At 51.1% G+C, this 17,258-nt stretch carries 17 protein-coding genes and 2 tRNA genes; 16 read left to right on the top strand and 3 right to left on the bottom strand.

Translation table 11 applies throughout. The features are described from left to right. Positions 1-250: 250 nt before the first annotated feature. The 5 genes from B5D52_RS07915 to B5D52_RS07895 all read left to right on the top strand — a co-directional run bounded on the left by B5D52_RS07915 (position 251) and on the right by B5D52_RS07895 (position 5,035). Positions 251-2,521, top strand: a complete 2,271-nt coding sequence (locus tag B5D52_RS07915; RefSeq protein WP_016148209.1) for a DEAD/DEAH box helicase family protein — start codon at positions 251-253, stop codon at positions 2,519-2,521. Beyond that, positions 2,485-3,060, top strand: coding sequence for a hypothetical protein (locus B5D52_RS07910; protein WP_147535119.1), 576 nt, complete (start codon positions 2,485-2,487; stop codon positions 3,058-3,060). The genes B5D52_RS07915 and B5D52_RS07910 overlap by 37 nt, the downstream gene beginning before the upstream one ends. Before the next feature lie 307 nt (positions 3,061-3,367). Further along, positions 3,368-4,477 (top strand): hypothetical protein, encoded by a 1,110-nt coding sequence (locus B5D52_RS07905; RefSeq protein ID WP_242825648.1) that lies wholly within the window; start codon positions 3,368-3,370, stop codon positions 4,475-4,477. 145 nt (positions 4,478-4,622) lie between these two features. After that, positions 4,623-4,871: a hypothetical protein gene (locus tag B5D52_RS07900; protein WP_016148206.1), complete on the top strand. Its 249-nt coding sequence runs from the start codon at positions 4,623-4,625 to the stop codon at positions 4,869-4,871. Beyond that, entirely contained in the window at positions 4,868-5,035 is a 168-nt protein-coding gene (locus tag B5D52_RS07895; protein ID WP_016148205.1) for a helix-turn-helix domain-containing protein, read from the top strand. The genes B5D52_RS07900 and B5D52_RS07895 overlap by 4 nt, the downstream gene beginning before the upstream one ends. 165 nt (positions 5,036-5,200) lie before the next feature. Here B5D52_RS07895 and B5D52_RS07890 read toward each other — a convergent pair. Then, positions 5,201-5,277 (bottom strand) — tRNA-Arg (locus B5D52_RS07890). Between the two features lie 151 nt (positions 5,278-5,428). On the opposite strand from B5D52_RS07890, the gene B5D52_RS07885 reads away from it, so the two are divergent. Beyond that, on the top strand, positions 5,429-6,289 hold the full coding sequence (locus B5D52_RS07885; RefSeq protein ID WP_016148204.1) for a YitT family protein: 861 nt from the start codon (positions 5,429-5,431) through the stop codon (positions 6,287-6,289). Between the two features lie 38 nt (positions 6,290-6,327). On the opposite strand, the gene B5D52_RS07880 is transcribed toward B5D52_RS07885, so the two are convergent. Continuing rightward, on the bottom strand, positions 6,328-8,523 hold the full coding sequence (locus tag B5D52_RS07880) for a bifunctional diguanylate cyclase/phosphodiesterase (protein WP_016148203.1): 2,196 nt from the start codon (positions 8,521-8,523) through the stop codon (positions 6,328-6,330). A 571-nt stretch (positions 8,524-9,094) separates the two neighbouring features. Between B5D52_RS07880 and B5D52_RS07875 the strand changes: the two genes are divergently transcribed. The 10 genes from B5D52_RS07875 (at position 9,095) to B5D52_RS07830 (ending at position 15,503) form a co-directional block, all read left to right on the top strand. Continuing rightward, a complete protein-coding gene (locus tag B5D52_RS07875; RefSeq protein WP_040332862.1) occupies positions 9,095-10,087 on the top strand; it encodes a transglutaminase domain-containing protein in 993 nt (330 codons plus the stop codon). 95 nt (positions 10,088-10,182) lie between these two features. Continuing rightward, positions 10,183-11,232 carry a type II secretion system F family protein gene (locus B5D52_RS07870; protein ID WP_016148201.1) on the top strand — a complete coding sequence of 350 codons (1,050 nt, stop codon included), beginning with the start codon at positions 10,183-10,185 and terminating at the stop codon, positions 11,230-11,232. Positions 11,233-11,247: 15 nt separating this feature from the next. Then, positions 11,248-11,568 (top strand): hypothetical protein, encoded by a 321-nt coding sequence (locus tag B5D52_RS07865; RefSeq protein WP_016148200.1) that lies wholly within the window; start codon positions 11,248-11,250, stop codon positions 11,566-11,568. Then, positions 11,565-12,050: a DUF4860 domain-containing protein gene (locus B5D52_RS07860; RefSeq protein ID WP_016148199.1), complete on the top strand. Its 486-nt coding sequence runs from the start codon at positions 11,565-11,567 to the stop codon at positions 12,048-12,050. The genes B5D52_RS07865 and B5D52_RS07860 overlap by 4 nt, the downstream gene beginning before the upstream one ends. Then, on the top strand, positions 12,037-12,453 hold the full coding sequence (locus B5D52_RS07855; protein WP_016148198.1) for a hypothetical protein: 417 nt from the start codon (positions 12,037-12,039) through the stop codon (positions 12,451-12,453). Before B5D52_RS07860 ends, B5D52_RS07855 begins: the two co-directional genes overlap by 14 nt. Further along, a complete protein-coding gene (locus tag B5D52_RS07850; RefSeq protein WP_016148197.1) occupies positions 12,450-12,869 on the top strand; it encodes a hypothetical protein in 420 nt (139 codons plus the stop codon). The genes B5D52_RS07855 and B5D52_RS07850 overlap by 4 nt, the downstream gene beginning before the upstream one ends. 19 nt (positions 12,870-12,888) lie before the next feature. Beyond that, positions 12,889-13,950, top strand: coding sequence for a type IV pilus twitching motility protein PilT (locus tag B5D52_RS07845; RefSeq protein ID WP_016148196.1), 1,062 nt, complete (start codon positions 12,889-12,891; stop codon positions 13,948-13,950). A 49-nt stretch (positions 13,951-13,999) separates the two neighbouring features. Continuing rightward, positions 14,000-14,437: a hypothetical protein gene (locus B5D52_RS07840; RefSeq protein WP_016148195.1), complete on the top strand. Its 438-nt coding sequence runs from the start codon at positions 14,000-14,002 to the stop codon at positions 14,435-14,437. 80 nt (positions 14,438-14,517) lie between these two features. Then, positions 14,518-14,591: transfer RNA gene (locus B5D52_RS07835), tRNA-Gln, on the top strand. Positions 14,592-14,732: 141 nt separating this feature from the next. Then, complete coding sequence (locus B5D52_RS07830) at positions 14,733-15,503, top strand: PIG-L deacetylase family protein (RefSeq protein ID WP_016148194.1); 771 nt, start codon at positions 14,733-14,735, stop codon at positions 15,501-15,503. 362 nt (positions 15,504-15,865) lie between these two features. Here B5D52_RS07830 and B5D52_RS07825 read toward each other — a convergent pair whose 3' ends face one another. Then, a complete protein-coding gene (locus B5D52_RS07825) occupies positions 15,866-17,173 on the bottom strand; it encodes a DUF1015 domain-containing protein (protein ID WP_016148193.1) in 1,308 nt (435 codons plus the stop codon). Positions 17,174-17,258 lie beyond the last annotated feature (85 nt).

The raw sequence follows: 17,258 nt of genomic DNA, 5'->3' as shown, positions 1-17,258 counted from the left end.
CGTCGCTCCCCGCATGGGGAGTGTGGATTGAAATCTGCGCCCTTGTCCTGACTGTCTGCACCGTCGCCAGGTCGCTCCCCGCATGGGGAGTGTGGATTGAAATGCAGATAACCGGCAGGATTTGGGTCAAAATCTGCGTCGCTCCCCGCATGGGGAGTGTGGATTAAAAATGAGTATGGTCATCTTCAGTTATATATGACGCGTACTCCATCAAGAAATAAAAGCATAGTTGCAGAATGTGGGGAGAAGTATGGGAAAACAGGTGCAGAACAAATCCAGCGGTGAGGTTTTGCCGAAGAAGGGCGCAAATGCCCGCACACCGTATGAGCATCAGTGTACAGCGATGCATAATCTTGATCTAATCGATCGGGAAAAGAATTACAGCACCCTGATCGTGCTGCCGACCGGTGGCGGCAAGACCTATACAGCTGCGCTTTGGCTGCTCAAAAATGCCATTGATCGAAAGAAAAAGATTTTGTGGATTGCTCACAGGCAGATGTTACTGGATCAGGCTGCGCAGTCTTTCCAGCAATACGCCTATGCGGAGACCATGCCGCATATTTCTTCTTTCCATTATCGGATTATCTCAGGTGCGACCGAACATGATCGAGCAATCGATATTACACCGGAAGATGATCTGCTGATCGTCGGTAAGGATAGCATTGGACGCAATTTGAGTTGTCTGGATGCATGGCTGAAAAGACAAAATGAGGTCTATCTGGTCATCGACGAGGCGCACCACGCTACGGCAAAGACCTATCGTAAGGTGATTGCCTATGTGCAAAAGCATGTGCCCAATATGAAGTTGATCGGCTTGACGGCAACTCCGTTTCGTACCGCAGAAGCCGAGCAGGGACTGCTGGCTAAAATCTTTCAGGACGGTGTACAGGATGAGCAGGTTAAGCGGGGACAGCTCGGTATTACCTACCAGATCGGCTTAAAAGACCTGATTAACCGTCAGATTCTGTCCAAACCAATTTTTGAAAGCTATTACACCGAAGAGCATTATGGGGAGTCCCTTGGCCTTGCAGCTTGGGAGAGTATTCGCCATCTGGATACTCTGCCGGATGATATTGCACAGCAGATGGCGAAGAATGCCGTGCGCAATCGGTTGATTGTCGATACTTACAAGAAGAAGCGAAAGGAGTATGGTCAGACCATCGTATTCGCCGTCAACATCGACCATGCAATCGCACTCAATAAACTCTTTGCGGACAGCGGTGTCCGTTCGGCTTATATTGTGTCGGCAATTCGGGATGGGATCACTGGCGTCGGCATCAGCAGAGAAGAAAACCAGCGCAATCTGGAAGCGTTTCGCCGGGGAGACCTTGATGTGCTGATCAATGTGAACATCTTGACCGAAGGTGTCGACTTGCCCAAGACCAAAACCGTATTTCTGGCAAGACCAACGGTTTCCACGATTTTGATGACACAGATGGTCGGTCGAGCGCTGCGAGGCTCGGCAGCCGGAGGCACCGATACGGCCTATATTGTGTCGTTTATCGATGACTGGGACGAGCATATTGCGTGGGTCAATCCGGAAAGTCTGTTCAGTGGAGACAATACGTTCAGTGATGATCCGAGTGAACGTATCCAGCGAGAGGTACGCCTAATTGCCATATCCAAGATTGAAGAGTTCGCTTCTATTTTGGATCAAACGATTGATACGACTGCACTGGAAAAAGTACCCTTCCAGCAGCGTATTCCGATTGGTATGTATGCTTTTACGTATCTGGTCGATAACGGAGAGCAGGAAAGCATGGATCTTTCTTGTCAGGTTATGGTTTACGACAGCACAGCCAGTGCATATCGGGAGATGCTGGAGGAGTTACCGGCCTTGTTCGATAGCTTTGGCGTACGGGATCAGGAATATTTGACCGATGACGTTCTTCATCAGATGGAGCAGCGGTGCCGGGATACCTTTTTCTGTGGTGAAATGATCCCGCCCTATGCACGGCAGGATATTGAAAATCTGCTGCGCTACTATGCGCAATATGATGCAGCCCCACCGTTCTATACCTTTGACGATCTCGATCGAAATCGACTGGATGTCGGACAGATCGCACAACACCTGTGGGATTTGGACTTGGGACCCAGAAAACGCAAAGAATACATTGATCAGTTGTGGGAGCAGAGTGATGATAATTTACTGCGGCTCTTCTTTGGCCGTAAGCTGTATTTTATCCGTGAATTGGATATTGCAATTTCTAAATTGGCCGATCCCGATCTTTATGCGGAAGAGGATAACGTGCGTTACAGTATGCGAGAACTGGAAGATATGCCGCTTTATGAAATTGGACAGATTGATCCGAATTATGAAAAGCAGCTGCGAGATGGAGCATTTGAAAAGGCAAAGACCGAACGAGGTACTTACCGATGCACCCTGTGCGGCAAAGAGAGTCCCAATAGGAGTCATTTCCAGGTTGATCATATCAAACCCAGAAATCAGGGCGGCAAAAGCGTACCCGAAAATCTGCAAATCCTGTGCCCAAGATGCAACGGCAAAAAGGGAGATCGCTGATGGGACAGCTTTCGTATTCGGCATTGGATATGGCCGTCATTCTCTGCAAAAAAAATCTGGGAATTCGTGAAGAATGCCAATTTTTATTGGATTTCTGGCGGAGTGAACGAAGATTTTTGGAGTGGAAGTATCAGTCCAACAAGAGGCGCTTTTTACAGGATACGCAGTACTGGATGCATTATCTCAATGACAAAGAGCAGCTCGATTACGATTTTGCGGATATCGTTAAGGCTGCGGAGAACAATGGAACACAGATTGAGGTCGAAGACTATTGGCGAGATCTTGATGAAGTGGATATCGTGTTCAAAGAGATGTATCTGGATATGGCTTTCTTTCGCAAGACAAAGTATGTTCGAAAGAGTATGCGCCAGATGTTAGCAAAGTATCACCTCAAAAGAAGAACTGCCTCGATCGTCGAAAAAATGGAGCGTTATGTCAGGTTCTATGAGATGGAGATGCTCGTAAACCGCAAGCGGATTTCCGATTTGAGCTCTATTCCGTTGGATCAGCTTATTACGTTCCGATTGTGTTCTGTATGACTACAATCAATTAGATCAAAAGCTGCTTTTCCACTTTTGCATTGGACAGGTTATACTATCTTGCCCATAAACAACCTAGCATCAACTCCCTATTGTATTCCCAACAAATCCGCACATAAAATTGTATTCCCAACAAATCCGCACATAAAAGCACATAAAAATCCTCATATATCTTCTTATTCCTATGTTACAGTACAGAAATAAGGGGGTATTTTTTCACATCCAGATCAGACAGTTCAATAAACAATATTTTAGCAAAAAAGGACTGTTTGAAATGAGTAAGATTGTGACAAAAAAAGCACGTTTTATGTTAGAAGCAGATGGATTCTCCATCCATACATTTGAAATATCCAGAAAACTGACAAAGAGTGAATGGAATTATTGCAAAGGAAAACTGTACGATCAGAATCAGGTTTCTTCTAAGATTTGTATTTATCAAGAGTCAAAAGGTGTACATCGGGTATCACGGTATGAAGCAAATGGTCTGCGCATTACCTTGGAGCACGCACACGATCAAGAAGACAGTCGCGGTTATTATATTCGCATGGTAGTCAATCCGCGCAAAGTCATCGATCCGGGCGCGTCTTATATTGGTATTTTCCCACCTGAAAGGTCTAGTATTACCGAGCTGCAAGCGGCGTTTTCTATACTTCTGAAGCCATCAGCTTTTAACGACCAGTTAGATGACTATTACCTTAGCCGGGTGGATCTATGCGTCAATATGCGCTGTGACCATAAGAAAATCTTCCGCGAGGTTGTGCGCGTATTGCGAAAACTACCCACGCCGCCAAAGTACAAGCGCGTGTCCCGCAAAGAAAAGGACAGGAAGAAGGCGAACAAGTACAACAAGCATTACATCAAGTTTCAATGCGGTACCCATAGCTTGGTCATTTACGATAAGACCTATCAGGTAACCGAGCAAGGCTTACAGGTCGATTATGAGGATTTACCCGAGGGTGTTTTGCGATTTGAGGTACAGTATCAGCGTTCTGTGCTGCGTGGGTTGGAAAAGAAGCTGGCTACCGATAATCCGAGTGAATTATTATGGCACTTGATGCAGAAAAGCGAAAAACGTATCTGTAAGCACTTCGAGCAGTGCTTTGCTGATGTTCAGTTCTGTCAGATCGAGGAGATTGAGAAGCGGATTACAGGCTCGAAATATGAGGATGCGATCAAGCAGGCAATGTTGGAGCTTACCCATAGAATGCAGCGCAAGCAGTCGGTCGATCAGGTATTGGAAGAAATGGCATCCGAAGGCTTTACGGTAGACGATCTGCTCCGCAAGGTACATAGACTGGGTTTCAGCCCGATTCCGTTATGGAAGAACTTCTGCGCTCAGCAGATTCCCGGACCGGTATCTTTGCTTCGGATGATTTCTGACGGTGAGGTTGTGATTCCGTACCAGAAAATGAAATAATTGTGCAATCACACTAAGATTCTTGTAGAAATCGCAACAAATTATAAATTCAAATAGATAACAGTGATATAAAGCGACTGCAAATAGCGTGTACTGAGAACACCGCTTTGCAGGATCTTAAATCACGTTATCAGGAGGTAATCTTATGTCTGTACCGTACATCAATTACAAACAGTTGGAAGAGTTTTATACCATCAAAGGCACTTGTGAACTCTTTGAGATGAGCAAAAGTGAGCTGAAAGCTGCATGTGAAAAGTACAATGTACAACCCCGTCAAAATGAGATTGGTGTGTACGGCTTTGTCAAGTACGACATCTGCCGTCTGCACAACTTGCTGTATTACGAAGGTCGCAATCACGACTCAGATGTCCGTGAGGAAGATCCGTGGGCATGAACCGTTTGCTGACTGTAAAAGAGGTTGCCGCGCTGCTCCAGACCAGTCGGGTGCAGGTGCGGCGTATGATCCAGAGCGGCGAGCTGGCTGCGCTCAAGGTCGGGCGGGAGTATCGCATCCCGCTCGAAGCTTTACAGGAGTTTATACGAGCTGCGTTAGCGTAAAGCATAGATCGATATTTTTCTGTTGTTTGATGATCAAGTGTAAGCTCTGGTAGAAAATGCGATGGTCGTATCGTTTACAGAATGTCGTGTTTTTGTCGTGGTAAAAAATCTGTGCAACAAAAAAGAGACTTAAACTGCCATATCTCGCAATCTAAGTCTCTTTTGTGGCACGCCCGAAGGGACTCGAACCCCCAACATTCAGAACCGGAATCTGACGCTCTATCCAATTGAACTACGGACGCTTGTGCTTATTTATTATAGCAAACGGGTATGCTTTTGTAAAGGCTTTCGAGGTATACTTTTTTGAACGTAAGGGCACGAATCGAGGGGGCAGGATTGACAGAACGGCTGACTTGCGATAGGATATGTCTGTGACACAGGAGGTGGTTGCTGTTGAAAAAGCAGACAAAAGAGTTGATGTGGGATGTGCTGGCCGATATAGCCGGCGGCCTGTTTTACGCGCTGGGTATCTATACCTTTGCGAAGACGGCTAATTTTGCACCGGGTGGATTATCCGGTCTGGCGCTGATTACCCATCATCTGTGGGGACTTCCCATCGGTATTATGACGCTGGTATTCAACATTCCGGTTATTTTGCTCAGCTTCCGACTGCTTGGAAAACGGTTTTTGTTTAAAAGCCTGCGTTCTATGATTGTATGCACGCTGTTCGTGGACTTTTTACTGCCTGCGGTTTCGCCTCCGTATACCGGTAGTCCGCTGCTGGCTGCTCTATATTCGGGTATTTTCCTCGGAGCCGGTCTGGCCGTGCTGTATATGCGCGGTTCGTCATCCGGCGGCACTGACTTTCTCACCATGTCGGTCAAGGTTCTGCGGCCGCACATGTCGCTCGGTGCGGTTACCATGATTATTGACCTCATCATTATTTTGATGGGTTGGCCGGTATTTGGCAACATTGATTCGGTGCTGTATGGTATCGTAGCCACCGGCGTGACTTCGATCGTGATTGACAAGATCATGTACGGTGTCGGTGCTGGTAAGCTTATTATCATCATTAGCGATCACGGACAGGAGGTTGCTGATAAGATTGCCAATGCGATTGACCGTGGTTCTACGCTGATTCGCGCCATCGGTACCTATACGGGTTCCGAGCGACAGGTTTTGCTGTGCGCGTGCAATAAATCTCAGGCGTTTAAAGTACGGTCTGCCGCACATGAGGTGGACGAGAACGCCTTTGTCATGATTACCGAGACCAGCGAGGTTTACGGTGAAGGATTTTTGGAACAGAAGAAATAAAAAGCAAAAGCTCCGCGTGCAGCGGAGCTTTTTTGTGCTTATTCGGTGCCGAATGCCAGCTTGGTAAAGGATTCAATATCAATCGGACGAGAGAAGAAGTAGCCCTGGGCAATATCACAGCCCATATCCCGAAGCTGATCGGCTTGGATGCGAGTCTCGACACCCTCACACACGGTGGTGATATGCAGTTCACGTGCCAGTTCCAGAATATTGCGCAGAATGATGCGGCTTCTAGTTTCCAGCTCGGTCGAGGACAGAAAATCGCGATCCAGTTTGAGTTCGTCAATGGACAGTTTACGCAAGACATTGAGCGAAGAGTAACCCGAACCAAAGTCGTCCATGGATACCGAGAAGCCCAGTGCATGCAGTCCGGAAATGACCGATGCGATTTCTTCTGCCTTGTTGGTTGCAAGGCTCTCGGTGACCTCGATGATGATATACTTGGGGTCAAGGTCATACTTGGATACCAGTCCGTGAACGGTTTCTAGATAGTTTTTCTGGTAGAACAGCAGACGAGACTGATTGACCGAAATGGGAACGATGGGAAGTCCCTCGTCCAGCCAGCGGCGCTGGGTACGGCATACCTCTTCGAAGATATACAGATCAAGCTGGGTGATGAAGCCGTTTTGCTCGAAGATCGGGATGAAGTCTCCAGGCGGTACCAGCGAACCATCCGGTCTTTGCCAGCGCACCAGTGCTTCAGCACTGACGATCTGTTCGGCGTGCAGGTCGTATTTGGGCTGCAGGTAAGCGATAAATTCGCGATTGCGCAGCGCAGCGTGCATGTGCTGTTCGATATGGTTTTTGTGCTGAGCACGCTCAAGCAGGGTGTGATCGTAGAAAGCAAGGTGGTTGCCGTGCAGGTTCTTGACCTGTGCCAGTGCAGCTGCGGCACGGTCCTGCATCAGGCCGATGTTCAGTTCCTTGGAATCGTGCTGATTGACCTTGATACCGCAATAGCAGTGAATGGGGTGGCTGTCGCCTGGGGCCAGTTCGAATGCGCTGACTGCGTCCATGATCGCGGTGACGCGCTTGCGAATGATCGCTTCATCCTGGGTGTGCAGAAGGAAGCCAAACTGATCGGCAAAACGGTGATAGTAAATTTCATCTGCACCAAGTGCTTGCGAGAGAATATCGGATACGCCGCACAGCAGACGGTCACCGACCGAAAAGCCAAAAGAGGCGTTGATAAACTTAAAGCCGTGCAGGTCGAGCAGGACCAGCGCATAGTTTTTGTCTTCACTCAGACGTGCGGCAGCGAGCTCCATAAATTTATGGGTGTTATACGCGCCGGTGATGTCATCGTAATATGCCAGGTGCTCGATACGTTGGGTGCTGACATGGCGGATGTGATTGGTGTAGAGCAGAAGGAACGAGAACACTACGATCAGCAGCAGAATGGTCACGATGAACACAAACATCATCTGCTGATAGCCCTGATTGATGTAGTAGGCAGGAACCACGCTCACCAAATACCAGTCGTTATAGCCAAGCGTGTTGATGGTTCCCCAGTATTGCCGTCCGGAATCCTCAAACGAGAACGTGTAGGCGCTCTGCGTGGCAATGGCCTGCTCGAGTTTTTTACGGGTCTGGCTGTCGAAGTTGATCATTTCCAGGAAGTTGCCTTGTTCCTGCAAGATCTCATCGAGTGCCAGAATGGCTTCACCGTTCTGGCGAATGACTAGATTAAGTCCATGCGTGCCGAACAGCGGCTGCTGGATAATGGTGGAAAAAGAGTCCACCGAGCGAGTGGCTCCCATAACACCGACAATCTCATCGTCCTGATAGACCGGAGTCGCGTACAGAACGATATCTTTGTCGGCCAGACGATCGTGCATAATGTCGGACAGTCCCAACGTACCGTTCATGGCTGCTTCGATGACTGGCTGATCGGACATATCGACATCGGTATAGACCGAACCGTCGATATCAACCACGGTTGCCCGATAGTCTCGATCGATATAGCTCATACGAATGAAGGAATTGCGGTTGTTTTCAGTTTCCAGACGCTCGATGATACTCTGTTCATCCAGCGTATCATCAAAAAACGCCGAGACGCCTTGAATGGTCATCAAATCGCCCTCGATTTGCTTTTCAATCGCCGCCCGGCACTGGTTGGAAATCTCTCCGAGATATTGCCGAGTCTGCTGAAGCATGACGTGATTGAGCAGTGTGAGCAGAACAACTGCGGTGACCACGAAGAACCCTATGATACAGGCTACAATAAGGGTCATATTTCGGATTTTTCGTTGAGGATCTTTTATGGATTGTAGTTGATTCTTATTTGTCATTTCTTATACGCTCTTTCTCAGCTAAACTGACAAGTCAGGAATTGTCAGTAATATGCGGTTGGCATAACCAAATATAGTATTATTATGCCATATTCTGTGCATGTTGTCAAAGTGCGTGATGTGCCGATTGTGTGTGGATTTAAGCCCAATGGAGAGAAAGAGGTTATCAATATTGCAAAATTGCAAATGATTGTTTCAAAGTATATACAATGTTTGACGCCATATCATTATTTATAGGACAGGTATGAGCGCGAAAGCAGAATATAGCATATTTATGTGTAACAAAAGCTGAAATATTGCGTGATTATGCGGATTTGCTTGAATTCATAAGAATGTGGTGATAAAATAATAGAAATACAGGGGAACAATGGAAAAAATCTGTGATAAAGGTACAAACCGAAAATCTTTACAAAAATATAAAAAGGTGTTATGATTTATAAAAATGAATTTAGTGACACAAAAAATATAACCTTTACTTTACAGAAATTTTGCATTGGAAAGGATAGAAGGCACAATGAAGATGAAGAGAATGATTGCGGCGCTGCTGGTAGCAGCAGGAACCTTGACTGCGTGCAGCTCGACGCCGAGTGACCAGAGCACGGCGCAGAACGAACAGGTACAGCAGGCGGAAGAGGGCGAGACCGTTGATCTGGGCGGTCTGATTGATGACAGCGTTCCGCTGAGCGGATCGCCGGCTGTGAGCACAGTTTTGACACCGGTTGCCTCGGGCAGCAGTGTCAAGAAGTCGGGCTCGGCAACTGTGGATATGTCCAATAAGACCGATGGATATATCATGGTTAAGTTTGGAAATACGGACAAGAAGCTCAAGGTGCGCGTCACCGGTCCGAGCGGTACGACGTACACGTACAATCTGACTGGCAACGATACCTATGAGACCTTCCCGCTGTCTGACGGCAATGGCAAGTACACGGTCGAGGTATTCAAGAACATTCAGGACACCAAGTACAGCAAGGAGCTTTCGACCTCTTTTGAGGTGACGCTCAAGGATGAGTTTGCACCCTTCCTGCGTCCCAATCAGTACGTAAACTATACCGAAGATAGCCAGGCGGTGGCCCTGGCGGCAGAACTGACCGCAGGTATGACCGATAACCTGGAAAAGGTGAAGACCATTTATGATTATGTCGTACAGAACATCAGTTATGACCGTCTGCTGGCTGCTAAGGTGCAGAGTGGTTACCTGCCCGACATCGATCAAGTACTGGCAAAGAAGAAGGGCATTTGCTTTGACTATGCAGCGCTGATGTCGGCCATGCTGCGCAGTCAGGAGGTTCCGACCAAGCTGGTTGTTGGCTATACCGGTTCGGTCTATCACGCGTGGATCAATGTATATTCCGAGGAAGAAGGCTGGATTGACGCAGCCATCTACTTTGACGGACAGGATTGGAAGCTCATGGACCCGACCTTCGCGTCCAGCAACAATTCCAGTCAGGCAATTATGAAGTACATTGGCAACGGCGCTAACTATCAGGCGAAATACTTATATTAAAATAGGATGCATTGGGCGGGTACGGTTGGAACTGTGCCCGCCTGTGCGCGCTTGGGATGATACACAAATATCTTTGATATAAGGGGAGTTGTATTTTGAGCAAACAGAGCAAGATTCCGGCGGCAGAACTGGCGATTTTCTGTCAGGAACTGTATCAGCTGGTGCAGTCCGGTCTGCCGATTGCCGACGGACTGAACATGCTGTTGGAGGATGAGACCGATCGCCGCACCAAGGCGTGGCTTGCACCGCTGTGTGCACATGCAGAGGAAGGCATGCCGCTCGCGCAGGCCATGCGGCAGACCGAGGCCTTTCCCGACTACATGACCGATATGGTCGCGCTGGCCGAGCAGACCGGACGGCTGCAGGACGTACTGCCCGCGCTTTCCGCGCACTATACCAGACAGGATCGTATGATCGATGATGTCCGTCGTGCGTTTGCGGTACCGATTGCCCTGTTCTGTGTCATGCTGGCGGTTGTCTTTCTGCTGATTACGCAGGTTTTGCCGGTATTTAGCCGTGTCTTTGCGCAGATTGGCGTACAGATGTCGCCGATGGCAGCCCGTCTGATGCATATCGGACAGGTGCTGAGCGGTGCGGGACTGGGTATCGCGATTGTGCTGGGCGTTGTAGTTGTGCTGGCACTGATCGTGCTGCTCGTACCGGTACTGCGGGCGCGTGTGACCGGCTTTGTGCGCTTCCATCTGGGTGGACGCGGTGTATTTGGCCAGATTGCGGCAGCACGTTTCGCGTCTGCGATGGCGATGGCGGCAGCGAGTGGTCTGATGATGGACGAGGCGGCTGAGCTGGCTGGAAAGCTGTGCGGCGGTGCCAAGCAGATCGACGAAAAGACCGCACTGTGTGTGCAGAAGATTGCCGATGGCGGCAGCACTGCACAGGCGCTGTCCGAGAGCGGTCTGTTTTCCGCACGCGATGGCCGTCTGCTTGCGCTGTCCGAGCGCACCGGTTCGATGGCTGAGACGTTGGAACAGGTTGCCGAGCGTATGCAGGAAGATACCCTGCGTCGGATCGATGGCTATATCGGTGCGATCGAGCCGACCATTGTCATTTTGACCGCGCTGCTTGCCGGTGTGATCTTGCTGTCGGTCATGCTGCCGCTCATGAGCGTCATGTCCACCATCGGTTAAGGGAGGGGACGCAGCATGAGACCCAAAAAGAGAGGTTGGCTGTCCGGTGTGATTGGCGTGTGCGTCTTTGTCGCGGCAGCGGTCTGGATGGTGCAGGGCGTGCGCCAGACGGCCGCATCCTCGGGTGAGGAAGGCCGACTGCTGGCGGAACAGGCTGTGCGTCGTGCGGCGGTGAGCTGTTACGCGGTTGAAGGTGCATACCCCGAGAGCTACGAATATCTCAAGGAACACTATGGCGCGATGGTCGATGAAGAGAACTATGCGGTGTTTTATGAGGTGTTCGCGTCCAACATCATGCCGGACATCACGGTGATCCAGATTGGAGGTCAGCCATGAAGCGGGGCGGCGGCAGCATGATTGCTGCGCTCATTTTGACCTGTCTGTTTGCCATGACCATGCTTTTGACGCTGGTGATGGGTGCCAGAGTTTACCGCGGCGTGCAGCAGCGCGTCGAGGACAGTGCGGCGCAGCGCGTGGGCGTGTCCTATATTGCGGCAAAGATTCATGCGAATGACCATGCAGATGGCGTATCTGTGCAGAAGTTCGGTGACGTGGATGCCGTCGTACTGGTACAGGAATATGACGGTGAGCGCTATGTGACTGCGCTTTACGTCTATGACGGTCAGCTCATGGAACTGTTTTGCAGCAATCTGGACGATTTTTCGCCTGCTGAGGGAACACCGATCGTGGAAGCCCAGCAGCTGACCGCACAGGCGGCAGACGGTGGACTGGAACTTGTGTATACCGATGCGAGCGGTCGGACACAGCAGGCGTATATCAATCTGAGAAGTGAGGTGGATGACCGTGCGCAGCAGTAGATCGGGGCTTTTGGTGATTGAGCTTGTGATTGCCGTCGGTGTTTTCGCGCTGTGTGCGGCAATCTGTGTGGGATTGTTCGTGCAGGCAGACCGCGTATCGCGTGACAGCGCGGCGCTGGGACAGGCCGTGACCGTGTCGCAGAACACAGCCGAGCGATACAAGACGGTACAGGGAGATTTGGAGCAATTGGCACAGGACTTGGATGGCACCTGCACGGAAGATGGTGCGCTGGTGCTCTGGTTTGACAGCGATTGGCAGCCGGTACAGGCGGAAGGACAATACCAGATGACCATTACGCCGCAGCCAGCTGACGGTTACCGCAAAGCCGATTTGTCCGTGCAGCAAACGGGCAGCGATGAGACCTTGTTTGCGTTGCAGCTGGCAGCGGAGGTGCAGCCATGAGGCGGGGCGGAACGGTCAGCGGCGCAGTGTCGCTGGTGATGATCTTTGCGGTATTGTGTTTGACGGTCTTTTCGGTGCTCACGCTGTCGACTGCGGTGGGTGAGTCCAAATTGGCACAGGCGACTGCGCAGCACACAGCCGATTACTATGCAGCCGATGCGCAGGCAACTGCGATTGCCGCGCAGCTCGGACAGGGAAGCAGAGCGCAGGAAATCGATGGAATTGCGATTGCATATACGAACGACGCAGAAGGTCAGCAGGCAATTTTTTTCGTCCCAGCGGGCGAAAATCAGACCCTTTCGGTCATCCTCTTGCTTCAAAATCAAAGCTATGATATTCTTAAATGGGAGCTGACATACAGCGGAGACTGGCAGGCCGATCAGTCGATTGCCGTCTGGGACGGCGGCGCAGCGTAGTGTAAGGAGGAGACTGTTTATGGAACTGATCTTGGAATATCTCGGACGCGCGATGGATAAAAAAGCGTCCGATGTGTTTATCGTTTCCGGTATGCCGGTGTCGTTCAAGATCAACGGTGAGATTGTACCGGAAAATGAGGAAAAGGTCATGCCGGAGCGTGCAAATGAGCTGGTTTCGGCGTTGTATACGCTGGCAGGACGGTCGATGGAACACTTCTTGCAGACGGGTGACGATGATTTTTCGGTTTCGGTCAAGAATCTGGCAAGATTCCGCGTCAGCGCGTATCGTCAGCGCGGTTCGCTCGCGGCAGTCATTCGAACGGTCAGCTTTTCAGTGCCCGACCGGGAACAGATGGAAATTCCCGACGAGGTCATGAAGATCGCCACGATGACGCGCGGTCTGGTACTGGTTACTGGTCCGGCGGGCGGCGGTAAGTCGACGACGATGGCTTGTATCACCGATGCCATCAACCGCACGCGCAGCGCACATATCATTACGATTGAAGATCCGATTGAGTATCTGCATCGTGACGTCAAGAGTATCGTCAGCCAGCGCGAGCTTGCGACCGATACCGACAGCTATGTGACCGCTCTGCGTGCCAGTCTGCGCCAGGCACCGGATGTCATTATGCTCGGTGAGATGCGAGACCTGGACACCATCCGCATTGCCATGACGGCGGCTGAGACTGGTCATTTGGTCATTTCCACCTTACATACCGTAGGTGCGGTCAATACGATGGATCGTATCATCGACGTATTCCCGCCCAACCAGCAGCAGCAGATCCGCGTACAGCTGGCAATGGTGCTGCGCACGGTTATCTCGCAGCAGCTTCTGCCCACGATTGGCGGTGGTCAGGCACCGGCGTTTGAGATTATGCATCTCAATAACGCGATTCGCAGCATGATTCGCGACAGCCGTATCCACCAGATCGATCAGGTCATTCAGACCTCGGCGGCTGAGGGCATGATTTCTATGGACGAGTCCATTTTGCGGCTGTACAAGGCCGGACGCATTACGGCGGAAACCGCTCTGCGCTGCGCAATGATACCCGAGCAGCTCGCACGGCGTATGGGACGGTAAATAATAGAGCGCGCACAACCCAGCAGATAGACAGGAGAGAAGAACAGATATGACGACCGAACAATTTGTGCCTTATGAGATGAAAACCAGCATCATCCATATCCTGTCCTATGAGGGCAAGAACTTGGAAGGCTATCTGGAAAACGCATTTTTTAAGGGCAGACGCTATTTTTCCAACCTGACCCAGATGATTTTTCTGGTGGAAGAGCTGCTCGACTCCATGGTATTTCCGCCGCGTGCGACCAGCATGCGCAGCTTTAAGGCGGGAACCGCGCATCGAGTGACGACTGCGCACAAGAGCGTGAACGCAGACAAGCCGATTGCAAGCTTCCGTCTGAGTGTTCTGTTCCGACAGAATGCCAGCTGGCAGGGCAACATTCAGTGGATGGATGACCGTACGGTCACGCCGTTCCGCAGTGTTCTGGAACTGGTACAGCTTATGGACAGTGTGCTTGGACAGTACGATTCGCAGGAAGAAGAGTCTTAAAAATTTTTTCAAAAAAGGCTTGACTTTTTGAACGAGTGCATTTATAATAAAATACGCCGCTTGAGAGAGCGGCGCTTGATAGCCGGATTGTGTAATGGTAGCACGACAGACTCTGACTCTGTTTGTCTGGGTTCGAATCCTTGTCCGGCTGCCACTGAAAAGACCGCTGATTCGTTCAGCGGTCTTTTTCTTTTCCTTGCTTAAGTGGATTGCAGGAAACAAAAATTGACTTGCGCACATGCACCCGGCGCGGGTATAATGGCGGTACAATAAGGCAAGAGAGGTGTTGCAAAATATGCAGCAGGATATTGTAATTTTTGCACCGCATCAGGACGATGAGATTTTGGGTGCGTATGAGATCATTCGCCAGCAGCCCGAGCATACGTATGTCGTTTTTCTGACCAATGGTGACTATGAGGGTGCGGAAGTGGCAAAAACGCGCTGGCATGAGAGTCGCAAGGCATTGACCCATCTGGGTGTACCCGAAGACCACATGATCGCACTGGGCTATGCAGATACCGGTATGCCGCGTGAGGTTAGTTTTTTGTGGAGACTGTGGCATGAAGGCGATCAGACGCTGGTTCCGTCGCATGTCGGCGCACATACCTATCACCCGGACGGCGGAAAGGAATATCACCTTGCGCATTGGGGTGCACATGCGGCGTATACCCGTCTGGCAGTTCTTGCCGATGTGCGTGGTGTGCTTGAGGATATCCGACCGGGTACGATCTATGTGACGAATGAGGATGACGTACATGGTGATCATGCAGCGGCACCGCTGTTTGTCTGTGCGGCGATCGATCAGATGGCAGACTATACGCCGACCATTTACCGCTATCATGTACATGGCGGCGATGACGAGCGCTGGCCCAATCGTACCGGCGATGTGTTTGAAAAACCGCTGAATCTGGATGAAAGCCAGTGGGAGAGTCGTGTGAGTGTTCCGGTAGAAGATCAGAAGGATTTTCTGGAAACCTTGGAATCGTTCCAGTCGCAGTGGAGAGATGCGGAGTACATGACTGCGTTTATCAAGAAGGAACAGATTTTTTATCGGGAAAAGAAATGAATCGTCTTGCGGTCGTCTCATCCCGCCCGCGGCGAAAATGGGTCCGGGCCTGAGGCCCGGCGCGATCCAGCCGCGCAGGCTGGCCGGACTCCGCAGAGTCCGGAATCCCCTCTTGATTCCCGGTGTTCGGCCCGGGAATCAATTTAAACAAACAAAAGGGAAAGACCGTCCGAAAGGACGGTCTTTCCAGAGATTGCGCGTCCTATGGGACGCGCTTTTATTTTCTCTTTTTGTTGATTTTCGCTTTGCGAAAATCAAGAGGGGAGTTTCGCCCGTTGCGACGGGCGACTTGAGGCTCTGCCTCAAGACTCCGCAAACCTTTGAAAAGGTTTGATCGAAACTTCAATTAGGGGTGCGGTGGTTTACTTTACAATCTTGCGTGCTTCCATGTAATAACGCTTCTCCTGTGCTTCGCCCATGGAGAAGGTCTTACGCGGCAGGACGCCATCCAGAATGACGCCACGGAACAGGTCTTCCTTCGCCGGGTCAGGCAGCAGGAAGCCCATATTGCGCGCATCCTGAGACAGTTCACGGACAACGTCTGCGCCGTGAATGTAATCGATATGCGACTTGGGGTTCTTCTCCAGGAAATCATCCAGGAAGTTTTGCAGGGTTGCAACCGGCAGAGCCCAGGGCGAGTCGACGATGCACAGGGTGACCTGCTCACCGTGGAACATGCACGGGAAGGACTGGACGTTCGTGCTCGGTGCGCTCTTGGGATCGCCGCAGTAAGCCATGCCGCCGTGCAGACGGAAGAACTCGTCTGCAGCCTGGAAGACCTCACGCGGGTGGATGTGGAACAGGACACGATGGATACCCTCGATTTCCAGGCTGTCGTCGTGGATGTTGACGACCTCAGCCAGTACAAAGCGTGCGGGATGATCCTGACGCTCTTCCTCGGACAGATCCTGCTTGATGCGCTCCCAGTTTGCCTTTGCGGTTGCCATCGAGTGGTTGCCGTCGCCGACCGCGTAGGGAAGAACGGCGTGCTCGCCGGTCAGGCCATACTTCTTGTTGAAGGTTTCGGAATCGGCAAGGCCGTTCAGACGCTCGATCAGTGCAGCAGTCTCCTTGCCTTCGGGCACGAACCAACCGGACAGGTGGCCGCCGTCCAGCATAAGGTCGGTGTCGTATGCCTTGCGGAATGCGTCCTTGTCGGCAAACAGCGGCTCAATGACCTTGCGGTCGGGATCATCGATCAGCAGCATGATGTGCGGCAGCTCGAGCGATGCACCCTCACGGACAGCCAGACGGGGCGGAATGCGCTCGACGACGGTCTTTTCGGTCGGACGGATGAGCGACTGGGAACCAGCCTGATAGTCGTACGCCTCCAGATCGAAGGACAGGACAACGCCGCGGCGCGTGCCCGACTTGGTGGTGCGCTCGACCAGCATCATGCCCGGTTCGTACTCGGTCAGCGTGCCGTCCTGCTGATAGCGCTGCATGGCATCCTGAATCTTTGCCGTGCGCTCCTTGACGTCGGGCTGTTCGAGATAGACTTCGGGCAGCGTCAGGCGCAGGGTGGAGGGCGCATCACCGACGATGGTGTCGGCATTGTTCCAGTAATCGGGCTGGGATGTGTATTGGTCACACGCGATAACCGCCCACTTGGACAGGTCGATTCCTTCGCGCGGCATCAGCAATTTTGGCAGCCGGATGGGTGTATACATAAGAAAAAACCTCCAGTATGGGAATTGGCGGCGCACGCCGCCCGGTCTCCTCGAAAGAAAACCGGAAATTGTTACCTCCATTTTA

It is taken from the genome of Butyricicoccus pullicaecorum DSM 23266 (genome assembly GCF_900167005.1).
Lineage (GTDB): Bacteria > Bacillota > Clostridia > Oscillospirales > Butyricicoccaceae > Butyricicoccus > Butyricicoccus pullicaecorum.
This window is presented reverse-complemented; position numbering and strand designations above follow the sequence as displayed.

Excerpts from the sequence above, each read along its gene's own strand:
- B5D52_RS07840 (WP_016148195.1), top strand. The coding sequence starts at position 14,000 with ATGACGACCGAACAATTTGTGCCTTATGAGATGAAAACCAGCATCATC.
- B5D52_RS07850 (WP_016148197.1), top strand. The coding sequence starts at position 12,450 with ATGAGGCGGGGCGGAACGGTCAGCGGCGCAGTGTCGCTGGTGATGATC.
- B5D52_RS07865 (WP_016148200.1), top strand. The coding sequence starts at position 11,248 with ATGAGACCCAAAAAGAGAGGTTGGCTGTCCGGTGTGATTGGCGTGTGC.
- B5D52_RS07905 (WP_242825648.1), top strand. The coding sequence starts at position 3,368 with ATGTTAGAAGCAGATGGATTCTCCATCCATACATTTGAAATATCCAGA.
- B5D52_RS07915 (WP_016148209.1), top strand. The coding sequence starts at position 251 with ATGGGAAAACAGGTGCAGAACAAATCCAGCGGTGAGGTTTTGCCGAAG.
- B5D52_RS07875 (WP_040332862.1), top strand. The coding sequence starts at position 9,095 with ATGAAGATGAAGAGAATGATTGCGGCGCTGCTGGTAGCAGCAGGAACC.
- B5D52_RS07830 (WP_016148194.1), top strand. The coding sequence starts at position 14,733 with ATGCAGCAGGATATTGTAATTTTTGCACCGCATCAGGACGATGAGATT.
- B5D52_RS07880 (WP_016148203.1), bottom strand. The coding sequence starts at position 8,523 with ATGACCCTTATTGTAGCCTGTATCATAGGGTTCTTCGTGGTCACCGCA.
- B5D52_RS07895 (WP_016148205.1), top strand. The coding sequence starts at position 4,868 with ATGAACCGTTTGCTGACTGTAAAAGAGGTTGCCGCGCTGCTCCAGACC.
- B5D52_RS07860 (WP_016148199.1), top strand. The coding sequence starts at position 11,565 with ATGAAGCGGGGCGGCGGCAGCATGATTGCTGCGCTCATTTTGACCTGT.
- B5D52_RS07845 (WP_016148196.1), top strand. The coding sequence starts at position 12,889 with ATGGAACTGATCTTGGAATATCTCGGACGCGCGATGGATAAAAAAGCG.
- B5D52_RS07900 (WP_016148206.1), top strand. The coding sequence starts at position 4,623 with ATGTCTGTACCGTACATCAATTACAAACAGTTGGAAGAGTTTTATACC.
- B5D52_RS07825 (WP_016148193.1), bottom strand. The coding sequence starts at position 17,173 with ATGTATACACCCATCCGGCTGCCAAAATTGCTGATGCCGCGCGAAGGA.